The sequence below is a fragment of the Bacillota bacterium genome, assembly GCA_030705925.1.
Lineage (GTDB): Bacteria > Bacillota > Clostridia > Oscillospirales > Feifaniaceae > JAUZPM01.
The window spans coordinates 15,927-28,170 of the sequence record JAUZPM010000008.1 but is presented as its reverse complement, the minus strand read 5'-3'; the positions used below and the strand labels follow the sequence as shown (position 1 = coordinate 28,170).

Sequence of the window (12,244 nt, the reverse complement as noted above, 5' to 3'; positions counted from 1 at the left end):
ATCGCTTTTGCGGTGCGCGTCCTTTTTCGGCAGGCTGAAAATGGGCTGCTATAAAACTTTCGATTTGTAGCAGCCCATTTTTTTGAGTTTGCATAGTCTATAATGCAAGGAGATTACACATCGCAGCCGTTTTTTGAGTATATGTAGCTGTAAAGTATTCCGTGACGGATCTCGTCTGTTATTATTTCTGTAAGCATATTGATCTGTCTTCTGTCCTGAAGCGCAAAAAGTATACGGCGGTATTTTCTTACTGCATTCTGTTCGCCGAAAAGCGCGCGTTTGATACCATCACAATATGAAGCAGGTTTTTCAAAAGTCGGCTCTTGAGCGATTGTGGGCATTTGACCTGTCAGTTCGTAATAAAGCTGCCTGAACATGCTGTAATGCCGCATCTCGTCATCACGGATGCTTTCGATGATTCGTTTTTCCTCTTCTGATGGGGCAATGCTTATCAGGTATTCGTAGAACATCCTGTCTTCAGTCTCGCCGCTTAATGCATCACGAATAAGCTGAAGTGCCACCGATAGACCGTTGTTATAGCCATAAGGGTCCTGTGACATATAGGGAGTGTACTGAGGAGCATTACCCTCATTATCGGGATTATTTCCATAGTGTTGCATACGGGATCCCCCTTTTAAATATTACATATTATTATATGAAAAAGGGGAAAAAGGTGTTAAAATTTACTAAAGTGCGCAATAATTTATTTTTTTATTATAGGTTATCTTCAGCTATTATTTCACACCCTGCTGTAGTTATAGCGTTTGCAAGTTCTGCATCAGGCGTTTTATCACTTATAAAATAATCTATGCCGTTAAAATCACAGGTTCGGCATAAGAAGGTATGTCCGAATTTACTGCTGTCACAGAGAAGAATCCTGGATTTTGCATTCGACAGCATTTTCCGTTTAAGCTGTGACTGTTCAAATGATCCCTCGGTGATGCCCGAAATGGTGTCAATCCCGGCACATGAAATAAATGCCACGTCGACATTGATATGTGATATGTATTCAAGTGTGTCACTGCCGGTGATAGTGTTTGAATTCGGAGCAATCATGCCGCCCGGGACATGAACACGCACATCCGTTTTTTCCATAAGCAGCAACGCGTTTTTTATTCCTGTTGTTACTACTGATAGGTTGCGAAATCTAGTAAGATGCGGGACAAGAAATCCCGCTGTACTGCTTGAATCCAAAAAAATAGAGTATGAATTTTTTATAAAATCAGCAGCAAGGTTTGCAATGACCTTTTTTTCCTTTATGTTTTCGTGCTCACGAATAACCTGTGACGGCTCTGCATTTGAGCTTTCATATAGAACTGCGCCGCCGTGTGATCGAGTGATTAGCCCTGACTTTTCCATTGCTGTAAGGTCACGGCGAATCGTTGCGGGGCTGGCAAAAAGTTTTTTGCTCAGTTCATTCACGGTAACAGACTTTTTCTTGTTTAGGATTTCAAGAATTTTGTTATGCCTTTCAAGTGTAAGCATAGGTTTCTCCTGTTTCTTGTGATTATTTTTGCTCACTACACTAGTTTTTTATGCTGATTAAACAACATGACGCTCAAATATAGATGAAAATGAACACGTGTGATATTATAATAATACTTTTTTATATTCTTTACAACTGTCTAAAGATAATCTTGGTATGCCGCTTGCCGAAAATGCGGCAGCCGCTAAAAGTTATGCGGTTTTGGAGCATATATGGCAAAAAAAATGCTTGCTTTTGACCTTGGCGCGTCAAGCGGAAGAGCAATGCTTGGAACGCTTGAGAACGGCAAGATAAAAATCGAAGAAATACATAGATTTTCAAACGACCCCGTAATGATAGGGGGAACGCTTCATTGGGATATTTTAAGGCTGTTTTTTGAAATTAAACAGGGAATATCGAAAGCCGTCGCTCTCGGCGGCGGATTCGACAGTATCGGTATAGATACATGGGGTGTCGACTTCGGGCTTTTGGATAAAGAAGGGCGCCTTTTGCAAAACCCTGTGCATTATCGTGATGCAAGAACTGAGGGAGTTCCAGAAAAAGTATACGAGAAAGTTTCAAAAGATGAGCTGTTTTCGCGCACGGGCATACAATTTATGCGCATAAATACGCTGTATCAGCTGTACTATCTTGCTCATAGCGGCGGGCTTGAAGGCGTCGATAAGCTGCTTTTTATCCCGGATCTTTTAGCTTACTTTTTGACTGGTGAACAGCATGCCGAGTATACAGTTGCGTCGACATCTAATCTTTTAAATCCTCATACACGCGACTGGGATCAAACTCTTCTTGAAAAACTAGGTATTCCCTCTGGCATTTTTCCGTCAATAATCGAGCCGGGCAGTACATATGGAATGCTGAGCAAAGGAATTTGTGAAGAACTCGGATGCAAACCAGTTCCTGTTGTCGCGGTAGGCGAACACGATACCGCATCGGCGGTTGCGGCAGTTCCGTCTAAAGTCAAGCATTTCGCATATATCAGCAGCGGAACATGGTCGCTTCTTGGGACAGAACTTGACAAACCGGTTGTTTCAGACGATGCCGCCAGAGCTAATTTCACTAACGAGGGCGGATACAATAATAAGATCCGCTTTATCAAAAATATAATGGGTCTATGGCTTATACAGGAATCACGCCGTCAGTGGCAGCGTGAGGGTCAGACGGTTTCCTTTAACGATCTTGAGCGTGAGGCGCTTGATACAGAGCCGTTTGAAAGCTTTATTGATCCTGACGCGCCTTTGTTTGAGGCCCCAGGCAATATGCCTGAGCGTATTCGCAAATTCTGCCGTGAAACGGGTCAGCCTGTCCCTGAAAGCAGGGGCGCAGTGATGCGCTGTATATATCAGAGCCTTGCTATGAAGTATAAATACGCGTTTGAAACGATGAAATCACTCACTGGGTATGATTTTGAGATTCTGCATATCGTAGGCGGCGGAATAAAAGATACGTTTTTATGCAAGATGGCTGCCGGAGCATGTGGAGTTATGGTAAATGCCGGGCCTGCCGAGGCAACGGTAATAGGTAATATTGCGGTTCAGCTTATTGCCGCTGGCGAACTTGCCGATCTTAAAGATGCGAGAAAGGCTGTTCGTGCCGCGGTTGATATACAGCAATTTGCACCTCACCAATCTGATGAATGGGAGATGCATTATCCTAAATTCAAGGGAATTGCAGGGCTGTAAACATAAATTAAAAAGGAGTGGTGTTAAAATGGCAAACAGAATGATTTTGAATGAAACTAGCTATTTCGGTAAAGGGGCAATTGCTGAGATCGTTAACGAGGTCAAAAATCGCGGTTTTAAAAAGGCACTCGTTGTAACTGACAAGGCGCTCGTAAAGTTCGGCGTTGCCGGCAAAGTAACGACTATGCTAGATAACGCTGGACTCGCATATGAGGTATATGATGAAGTTAAGGCTAATCCTGCAATCACAACCGTGAAAAACGGCATTGAAAAATTTAAAGCTGCAGGCGCTGACTATCTCATCGCAATAGGCGGCGGCTCACCGATCGATACTGCAAAGGGTATTGGCATCATAGTTAACAACCCTGAGTTTTCCGATGTTAGAAGCCTTGAGGGCGTTGCAAATACAAAGAAGAAAAGCGTTCCGATCATTGCCGTTCCTACAACTGCTGGAACAGGCGCAGAGGTTACGATCAACTATGTTATAACTGATGAAGAGAAAAAACGTAAATTTGTCTGTGTTGACCCGCATGACATCCCGGTTATAGCTGTAATCGATTCTGACATGATGTCTTCAATGCCGAAAGGTCTTACAGCTTCCACAGGAATGGACGCTTTGACACACGCAATCGAGGGCTATACAACAAAGGGCGCTTGGGAGCTTACGGATACGCTTCATCTTAAATCAATAGAAATCATTTCACGTTCACTGCGCTCTGCTGTTGCCGGAGAGCTGACAGGCAGGGAAGATATGGCTCTAGCTCAGTATGTTGCCGGTATGGGATTTTCTAATGTCGGTCTTGGCATAGTTCATTCGATGGCTCATCCTCTCGGCGCTTTCTATGACACGCCGCACGGTGTTGCAAACGCTGTTATTCTGCCGACAGTTATGGAATACAACGCACCTTGCACAGGCGACAAGTTCCGTGAGATCGCTCGCGCTATGGGTGTAAAGAATGTTGACGAAATGGATATCGAAACTGCACGTAAAGCGGCAGTTGATGTAGTTAAAAAACTGTCTGAAGACGTTGGCATCCCGAAAACACTGCGTGAAATCGGTGTAAAGGAAGAAGACTTGCAGGCACTTTCAGAGGCGGCTTATGCAGACGTATGCACAGGCGGCAACCCGAGAGAGACAAGCGTTGCTGATATTCTGAAATTATATAAATCACTTTATTAATCGAAACGGATGTGAACAAATGGGCAGCACACAAAAGGCTTACGAACTTGCTCGTGAGCTGTATGCAGGGCTCGGGGTTGACACCGACCGTGCAATAGAAAAACTGAAAAACATTAAAATTTCACTTCACTGCTGGCAGGGCGACGATGTTAAGGGATTTTTATTTAACAATGAGCTGACCGGCGGTATACAGGTTACGGGCAACTATCCTGGGGCTGCCCGCACGCCTGATGAACTCAGGCAGGATCTTGACAAGGCATTGTCCTTTATACCTGGAAAACATAAGTTGAATCTGCATGCAATCTATGCGGATACAGATGAAAAGGTCGATCTTGACGAGCTTGAGCCAAAACACTTTGAAACATGGGTTCGCTGGGCTAAAGAGCGCGGCTTGGGGCTGGACTTCAATCCTACCTGTTTCTCTCATCCGTTCGCTGACAGCGGTTTTACTATCAGCAGTGCAGATGACAAGATTCGTAATTTCTGGATCCGTCACTGTAAATTAAGCCGTAAAATCGGCGAATATTTCGGGCGTGAGCTTGGACAGAAATGTGTTACTAATTTCTGGTTTCCGGATGGATATAAAGACATTCCGGTCGACCGTGTCGCCCCGCGCCGCCGCATGATGGAGGCGCTTGACGAGGTATTTGCCGAGCCGATTGATAAAAAGTATAATGTTGATGCGGTTGAAAGCAAGGTTTTCGGCATTGGAACCGAAAGCTATGTCGTTGGTTCAAACGAATTCTGTGTAGGATATGCTGTCAAAAACGGCAAGCTTGTCTGCCTCGACGCGGGACATTTTCACCCTACTGAGGTAATTTCTGATAAAATATCTTCCGTTCTGCTTTTTACGGATGAGCTGCTGCTTCATGTCAGCCGTCCTGTAAGATGGGACAGCGACCATGTAGTCATTTTGGACGACGAACTGCAGAATATCGCATATGCTTTGGTTCGCGGAGGATTTTTAGGCAGAACGCATATCGGGCTTGACTTTTTCGACGGAAGCATAAATCGTATAGCAGCCTGGACTATCGGCTCTCGGAACATGCTGAAAGCACTGCTGAGAGCTCTGCTTGAGCCTACTGATGAACTTAAGAAGCTTGAGCTTTCAGGCGATTATACCAGCCGCCTTGCAATGATGGAAGAGTTAAAATCCTATCCGGCTGAGGCAGTCTGGGACTATTACTGCGAGATGCAGGGCGTTCCTGTTCGTGAGGATTGGCTGAAGCTCGCAAAAGAATATGAAGTTAATGTTTTAAGCAAGAGGGTTTGAAATGAAAGATATATTAAAGGCGCCGTTTTTAACGGAGTTTTGTGACATTGCGGATAATATGTATCGTATGGGCTGGGATGAGCGCAACGGCGGAAATATAAGCCTTATACTCGATCCTGAAGAGGTAAAGCAATATCTTGACCTCGATACAGTCAAAAAGTGGATACCGATAACGTTCCACGCAGTAGATCTTGCTGGAAAGATATTCTTGGTCACAGGCACGGGAAAATATTTCCGCAATGTTTTAAAGAAACCGGCCGACTGCCTTGGAATAATCAAGGTTGCCGAAGACGGAAAAAGCATCGGTATCCTTTGGGGATTTGAAGACGGCGGCAGACCTACAAGCGAGCTTCCGGCACATTTCATGAGCCATATCGAACGCCTTAAAGTTGATCCGAAGCATCGTATCGTCATACATACTCATGCAACTAATGTTGTCGCAATGACTTTTGTTCACGATCTTAGCGAGCGTGAGTTTACCCGCACTTTGTGGCAGATGTGCACCGAGTGCCTTGTCGTATTCCCGGACGGCGTCGGCGTTTTGCCATGGATGCTCTGCGGAAACGATGAGATCGGCAGGGCTACCGCTGAAAAGATGAAGGAATACAGACTTGTCGTTTGGGGTCAGCACGGCATTTTTGGCACCGGCCGTGACATCGACGAAGCGTTTGGACTCATCGAAACGGTTGAAAAAGCCGCAGAGATTTATATCAAAGTAATGAATCATGAAATAAAGCAGTCTATAACAGACGAGCAGCTTTGGATTTTAGCAAACGCATTCCACGTTACTCCTAAGGAAGGATTTCTGAACAAATAAGTTCAATAATTTATTCCCTGCGGCATTAAATTGCCGCAGGGATTTTTTTTTATTTATATTATTGACATTTATATTCTACGAGTGTAGAATATAAACAAAGGCATTCGACAATTGTAGAATGGAATGATATTATGGATAATGAAATGAAACGGCTTCCGGATTCTGAGCTTGAAATAATGATGGTTCTTTGGGAAGCGGGTGAGCCTGTATCGTCGGCATACGTAATTGAAAAACTTAAAGGGAAAAGAAATTGGAAGATAACATCAGTATTGACCTTTCTGTCTAGACTTGCCCAAAAAGGCTTTATAAGCGTGGAAAAGGACGGAAAAAGCAATATATACCGCCCTTTAATTGATGAGCAGGATTATCTTAAGTATGAAAACAGGTCATTTCTTGAAAAGTTATACGGCAATTCCGTCACAACATTTGTTTCGTCTCTCTATAACAGCAAAGAGATCGGCGAAAAGGAGCTTGACGAGCTTCGGCGGTTTATCGATGAAGCATCGAAGGGGGAATAGGAGTGCTTGAATCATTTTTCAGGCTGATAACTCAAACTTCTTTATCTACTTCTTTGATAGTTGCCGTTTTACTGCTGCTTTTTCCGTTTATAAACCGGAGATATTCAGCAAAATGGAGATATTTTGTGTGGCTCATTATTGCTTTAAGGCTTATTTTTCCTTTTGATATAAAAACAGAAAATAAGCCGATAAATATAAATATTCCAGCTAATTATATTGAATCGATCAGTCAAGCTGATCATCAATCTGCGGTATACTTGACCTCTGATAAAAATGAAACGCAATCAAATAATAAAATCGACTTTAAAAAAACTATTTCGTTTATTTGGGCGGTTGGATTTGTATTATTTATTATTTATCATATTGGCGGATACTTTATATTTTTGAAAAATATCAGAAGATATTCAAAACCCGCTGATGAAAAAATAAATTCATTATGGCGCTTAGTAAAAAATGAGGCAAGGGTTTCCAAAAATATAAGAGTTTTGGTATGCAAAAAGATTAAAAGCCCGATGATGACAGGATTTTTTAAACCTATTCTTCTTTTGCCGGAGCAGGAATTTGATGGCAATGATCTGCCGGTGATTTTAAAGCATGAACTCATACACTATAAACGAAAGGATGTCTGGTATAAACTAACGCTGATTTTTGCAAACGCGCTTCACTGGTTCAATCCACTCATATATCTGATGGTTTATGCAGCGGACAGGGACGTTGAGATAGTCTGCGACAGTGAAGTGATCAAAAATGCTGATATCGATTATAAAAAGCGTTACAGCGAAGCGATTTTAAAGGCTGTGAGTAAAAACAGCGCGCACAGTCCGGCATTATCCACCTATTTTTATGGAGGGAAGAGTATTTTGAAAGAGCGTTTTAAAAATATTTTCAATATAAATAAAAAGAAAAAGGGCATTTTAGCCCTCTGTGCAGTTATCATTATAATAAGTATTTTCGGAGTGTCTGTTGTGTATGGCGATAACGCAGAGACAAAAACAACTATAAATAATTCATTTAAAGCCTACAGCACAGATTTATATAGCTTGTCAGCACCTGCGAGTTGGAATGTTGAAGCAGCTTTTGACGGCACAGTTTCATTTAAAAAAGACTCTGAAGACCAAGGCTCTCTGTCGGTGTTAAATTATGACCCGACTTTACCGATTTCACAGTTTGAAGGCAATCATGCAGAAACGCTGAGCACAAAAAAGCTCGACGGGCTTCGCTATCCGGCGACTGAGACTGTTATCAGACGAACAAAGCCTGCGGCGGCAATGGACGATTCATATGTTGACGAGCTTCATGTTTACCTGATACCCGAAAATAGTGCTTTTGCCTATGATCTTAGTTTTGACTCGTCAAAAGCTGACGAAAAAACAGTGCTTGAAATCGCCAAAAGTGTCATAATAAAAGAAGGCGCAAGCGAAAAAATAAAGGATAATGAGGCAAAGTTTATGGTTGCCGGAAAATGGGCACAGGCTGTCAAAGACCGTCAGGGCAGGGCGCAGTATGATCTTCTAAGCAATTCCCTTAAGAGTTCCAAAAAACAGTGGTATGAGGATATGGGCTGGGTGACAGGCACGTCAAGCCCATGGGTCGAAAACTATAGCTTAATAGCAAGCGACGGCGGCATAAAGATCATCTATGAATATGCGACGTCGGCTGGGCCAGAAGGCAAATATGAACAAATGTTGCATTTTATAAAAGAGGGCGGGGAAATGAGGATAGGCAGCTTTTCGGAGCCTAAGAAGATAAGTTAAAATTACTGTTATTTTTTATTTTTTCTGCTTTCGATTTTAGCGCCTGTTACTTTTGAAAGCGGGTTTTTCATAGCGGCTTTTTTGAGCTGTTCGTCTGAAACATGCGTATAGATCTGTGTAGTAGTAAGCTGTGCATGACCGAGGATTTCCTGAAGTGTGCGCACATCGACGCCGCCGTCGCGGAACATCAGCGTTGCGGCGGTATGGCGCAGCTTATGAGTAGAATAATGCTTGCCATCAAGTCCGGCGCTCTCTATGTATTTTTTTACAAGCCACTGAACGGTTTTCGGGCTGATTCTTGTTTTCCGTTTGCTTAAAAACAGAGCGTTTTTTGAATCAGCCGGAACGCCGTCACGAGGCCGTATCTCAAGATATTTATATATTGCGTCAAGACATGCGTCATTTAAATATACAGTACGTTCTTTATTGCCTTTGCCGAGGACGCGGAGCGTGTCGTCTTTGATATCAGTTATATCTATCCCGACAAGCTCTGAGAGCCGCATTCCGCAGTTTAAGAATAGGATCAGTATGCAAAAATCACGTTCTTTAAAAGGCCCGTCAACCGTGTTAAGCAGCTCAAGCGATTCCTCAAGCGAAAGATATACAGGAAGAGATGAGCGCAGTTTCGGCGCGTCAAGCGTCTCGGTCGGGTTGTTTTCAAGCTGATGAGTCTTTAGCGTAAGAAATTTAAAAAATGAGCGAAGAGAAGCGACCTTGCGGGCGCGTGTTGCGGCTTTGTCTTTTTTATCGCGACCTAGATAGTTCAAGTAAGAATAAATGTCGCTTAAGGTAACAGTTCTTACAAAATCAAGATCGATGTCGTCGATCGTAATGTCTGAAAATTCGGTGTCAGCAGAAACGAGCTTTCTATGTATTTTCATGAATCTGAAAAACATTCTAAGATCAAGAGCGTATTCATCAACGGTTTTCTGTGATTTGCCGCGAATGGTTTCCATATGAGTCAGAAAGTCATTTAATATTTCAGGATAGCCGTCCATTATTTTTCCTTCCCTCAATTATACAAAATTTTTATTTTGTATAATTATATTATAAATTTTGCTCAGGTGTCAATACTTCCCTTAAGGATTCTTTTACAGGGATTATCGAGCCGACATCGAAAATATCTTTGTCGGTTAAAAACAATGGCTTTATATTTCTTGCATCAATAAAGTTTAAAATTTTATCCTTGTCCGGATGGCTGTCGATTTTTCCGGTGAACGCCAATAGATTTTCAGACAGTTTCCCCGTCGCTCCGCCTATAAAACCGTAATCGTAACCATCTATTGATACATAGCCCTTAGTTATTAACAGAGACGCTATTCCATTACGCATTGCTGCCTCGTGTATAGACAGATCTTCTGTTATTATTGAGTTTTCGTCAACAACGCAGATCGAACATTTGGAATATCCCTGTTTTACGCTTATCACCTTAAACGGAAATTCGAAAAGTTTTTTTGAGATATGTTTTTTAAGACAAAACATTTTATCATCCAGAATTGCGGCATTAAGCATTATATCATCAGGATAATCATGTTTGAGTTTTTCAGCGTATACAGCATTCATTCCGATTTTTTGAGTATCAAAAAGCAATGCCGAATTAGCAGCAAGAACAAATGTTCTGCCACCTGTATGAAGTAACTGCATATCAGGATGGTCGCTTACAGGCCCCGCAAGATCTGGGCAAGAACCTACAATGAGCGCTTCGATATTTAATTTTCTTAATTTCTGTTCAAATAATTCTGCGGCTGTTTTTGAAATGATGACAGTGCTCGCCTGCCCTTTCGGCAGGTTTGGCTTTTTTATAAATTCCATAATTTATATTCCTGAATATTAAATTTAATAAAGGTTAAAATAATCACGGAAGGAATATATTGATTTTGTCTGTTTATTGATTTAAATGTCACAATTTTTCTAAGTGCCTTCCAACTGGGTAATACAACTATAGTATTACCCAACAAACACCCTAAAAGGGTTTAAAATAAAAGGATCGTTGATAGTCCTTTTCATTTCGTTTAACATGTCAAAACCCGGTTGGAAGGCATATTTTATATTGTAAGTTTTGCAAAGTAAAATTACTTTCTTTAGAGAATTCAGAGAGTTATTCTGAGTTACCGGTTGTGTTATTCGAAAAGCAAAAACGCCTGGACAATAGTCTGGGCGTTTTTTGCGTTTATAAAGCAATCTCTATCGCCTCAGCGATGTTTTTGACTTGAAAAATCTCAACCCCATCTATGGGCGGCAATTTATTGAATTTTGGAACTATGAATCTTTTAAATCCGAGTCGGGTTGCTTCCGATATCCTGCTTTCGAGCCCCGAAACGGAACGAACTTCACCTGCAAGCCCGATTTCACCGATTGAAACCAGTGTGTCGTCAACAGGTCTGTCGAAAAAGCTGGACGCCATTGAAAGGCAGACTGCAAGGTCTGACGACGGCTCAAACAGGCGAAGACCGCCTATTACGTTAACGAATACATCACAGGTTGAAATGCGAAGCCCTGCCCTTTTTTCAAGCACAGCGAGCAGCATGGAAACACGGTTTTGATCGATACCTGTTGCGGTTCGCCTAGGCATCCCGTAATTCGTCTGGACTAAAAGAGCCTGTATTTCAGCAAGAATTGGACGTGTTCCCTCAAGCACAGAAACGACGCATGTGCCAGGCACGTTTTGCGGCCGGCCGGAAAGCAGCATGAGTGATGGATTGACAACTTCTTTTAAGCCATCTGTCTCCATATCAAAAACACCTATCTCGTTTGTCGAACCGAAACGGTTTTTTGAGGAGCGCAGTATGCGATAGCTTTGATTTTTATCGCCTTCAAAATATAAAACGGTATCCACCATATGTTCAAGGACTTTAGGACCCGCGATAGCCCCTTCTTTATTGATATGCCCGACAAGGAATACCGTGAGATCTGTCGATTTTGCAAGATCGGTAAGCCTCAAGGAACATTCTCTTATCTGGCTGATGCTGCCGGGAATCGCGCTGATTTCAGGGCTGTAGACCGTCTGTATCGAGTCAACGATGACGATATCAGGCTTGTCCTTTGAAATAGTATCGGTTATATGCTCGATATTAGTCTGGGCAAGTAGGAAAAGGTTGTCCGACGTTACGCCCAGCCTGTGTGCACGCAGTTTGAGCTGACCTAGCGACTCTTCGCCTGATATGTACAGTATTTTGCATGAATTGCCGAGAAACTCGCAGATTTGAAGAAGCAGCGTTGATTTTCCAATGCCGGGGTCACCGCCGATCAGCGTAACAGAACCCTTTACGGCGCCGCCGCCCAGTACCCTATTCAGCTCAGACAAGCCTGTGTCAAAGCGAATATTATCTGTAAAGCTTATTTCATTTACACTTACTGAATGCTGTATTGTCGACCCTCTGGCAGTTTCACGCTTTATTTTTTTTTCTTTTTCCGGCGTTCTTATCTCTTCTGTAAGAGTGTTCCACGATTCGCATCCTGGACATTTTCCATACCATCTAAGCGATTCGTAGCCACACTCTGAACAGACGAAGACACTTTTTGTTTTTTCAGACATTT

General features: G+C 42.6%; 11 protein-coding genes. 6 read left to right on the top strand and 5 right to left on the bottom strand.

The window, feature by feature from the left end; translation table 11 throughout:
* Nucleotides 1–113 precede the first annotated feature (113 nt).
* Together Q8865_02410 and Q8865_02405 are read right to left on the bottom strand one after the other, a co-directional pair.
* On the bottom strand, nt 114–620 hold the full coding sequence (locus tag Q8865_02410; GenBank protein MDP4152281.1) for a ferritin-like domain-containing protein: 507 nt from the start codon (nt 618–620) through the stop codon (nt 114–116).
* Between the two features lie 94 nt (nt 621–714).
* Nucleotides 715–1,485, bottom strand: coding sequence for a DeoR/GlpR family DNA-binding transcription regulator (locus tag Q8865_02405; protein MDP4152280.1), 771 nt, complete (start codon nt 1,483–1,485; stop codon nt 715–717).
* A 213-nt stretch (nt 1,486–1,698) separates the two neighbouring features.
* Between Q8865_02405 and Q8865_02400 the strand changes: the two genes are divergently transcribed.
* The 6 genes from Q8865_02400 (at nt 1,699) to Q8865_02375 (ending at nt 8,707) form a co-directional block, all read left to right on the top strand.
* Nucleotides 1,699–3,165 (top strand): rhamnulokinase family protein, encoded by a 1,467-nt coding sequence (locus tag Q8865_02400; GenBank protein MDP4152279.1) that lies wholly within the window; start codon nt 1,699–1,701, stop codon nt 3,163–3,165.
* Between the two features lie 28 nt (nt 3,166–3,193).
* Nucleotides 3,194–4,345 carry a lactaldehyde reductase gene (fucO, locus tag Q8865_02395; GenBank protein ID MDP4152278.1) on the top strand — a complete coding sequence of 384 codons (1,152 nt, stop codon included), beginning with the start codon at nt 3,194–3,196 and terminating at the stop codon, nt 4,343–4,345.
* A 19-nt stretch (nt 4,346–4,364) separates the two neighbouring features.
* Nucleotides 4,365–5,618, top strand: a complete 1,254-nt coding sequence (gene rhaA / locus Q8865_02390; protein MDP4152277.1) for an L-rhamnose isomerase — start codon at nt 4,365–4,367, stop codon at nt 5,616–5,618.
* 1 nt (nt 5,619) lies between these two features.
* Nucleotides 5,620–6,435: a rhamnulose-1-phosphate aldolase gene (gene rhaD, locus Q8865_02385; protein ID MDP4152276.1), complete on the top strand. Its 816-nt coding sequence runs from the start codon at nt 5,620–5,622 to the stop codon at nt 6,433–6,435.
* 131 nt (nt 6,436–6,566) lie between these two features.
* A complete protein-coding gene (locus tag Q8865_02380; protein MDP4152275.1) occupies nt 6,567–6,953 on the top strand; it encodes a BlaI/MecI/CopY family transcriptional regulator in 387 nt (128 codons plus the stop codon).
* 2 nt (nt 6,954–6,955) lie between these two features.
* On the top strand, nt 6,956–8,707 hold the full coding sequence (locus Q8865_02375; GenBank protein MDP4152274.1) for a M56 family metallopeptidase: 1,752 nt from the start codon (nt 6,956–6,958) through the stop codon (nt 8,705–8,707).
* A gap of 8 nt (nt 8,708–8,715) precedes the next feature.
* Here Q8865_02375 and Q8865_02370 read toward each other — a convergent pair whose 3' ends face one another.
* The 3 genes from Q8865_02370 to radA all read right to left on the bottom strand — a co-directional run bounded on the left by Q8865_02370 (nt 8,716) and on the right by radA (nt 12,242).
* Nucleotides 8,716–9,705 (bottom strand): tyrosine recombinase XerC, encoded by a 990-nt coding sequence (locus Q8865_02370; GenBank protein MDP4152273.1) that lies wholly within the window; start codon nt 9,703–9,705, stop codon nt 8,716–8,718.
* A gap of 49 nt (nt 9,706–9,754) precedes the next feature.
* Nucleotides 9,755–10,519, bottom strand: coding sequence for a hypothetical protein (locus Q8865_02365; protein MDP4152272.1), 765 nt, complete (start codon nt 10,517–10,519; stop codon nt 9,755–9,757).
* Between the two features lie 358 nt (nt 10,520–10,877).
* Nucleotides 10,878–12,242 (bottom strand): DNA repair protein RadA, encoded by a 1,365-nt coding sequence (gene radA, locus Q8865_02360; GenBank protein ID MDP4152271.1) that lies wholly within the window; start codon nt 12,240–12,242, stop codon nt 10,878–10,880.
* Between the last annotated feature and the right edge of the window lie 2 nt (nt 12,243–12,244).

Excerpts from the sequence above, each read along its gene's own strand:
- Q8865_02365 (MDP4152272.1), bottom strand. The coding sequence starts at position 10,519 with ATGGAATTTATAAAAAAGCCAAACCTGCCGAAAGGGCAGGCGAGCACT.
- Q8865_02405 (MDP4152280.1), bottom strand. The coding sequence starts at position 1,485 with ATGCTTACACTTGAAAGGCATAACAAAATTCTTGAAATCCTAAACAAG.
- Q8865_02370 (MDP4152273.1), bottom strand. The coding sequence starts at position 9,705 with ATGGACGGCTATCCTGAAATATTAAATGACTTTCTGACTCATATGGAA.
- rhaA (MDP4152277.1), top strand. The coding sequence starts at position 4,365 with ATGGGCAGCACACAAAAGGCTTACGAACTTGCTCGTGAGCTGTATGCA.
- rhaD (MDP4152276.1), top strand. The coding sequence starts at position 5,620 with ATGAAAGATATATTAAAGGCGCCGTTTTTAACGGAGTTTTGTGACATT.
- Q8865_02380 (MDP4152275.1), top strand. The coding sequence starts at position 6,567 with ATGGATAATGAAATGAAACGGCTTCCGGATTCTGAGCTTGAAATAATG.
- Q8865_02400 (MDP4152279.1), top strand. The coding sequence starts at position 1,699 with ATGGCAAAAAAAATGCTTGCTTTTGACCTTGGCGCGTCAAGCGGAAGA.
- fucO (MDP4152278.1), top strand. The coding sequence starts at position 3,194 with ATGGCAAACAGAATGATTTTGAATGAAACTAGCTATTTCGGTAAAGGG.
- Q8865_02410 (MDP4152281.1), bottom strand. The coding sequence starts at position 620 with ATGCAACACTATGGAAATAATCCCGATAATGAGGGTAATGCTCCTCAG.
- radA (MDP4152271.1), bottom strand. The coding sequence starts at position 12,242 with ATGTCTGAAAAAACAAAAAGTGTCTTCGTCTGTTCAGAGTGTGGCTAC.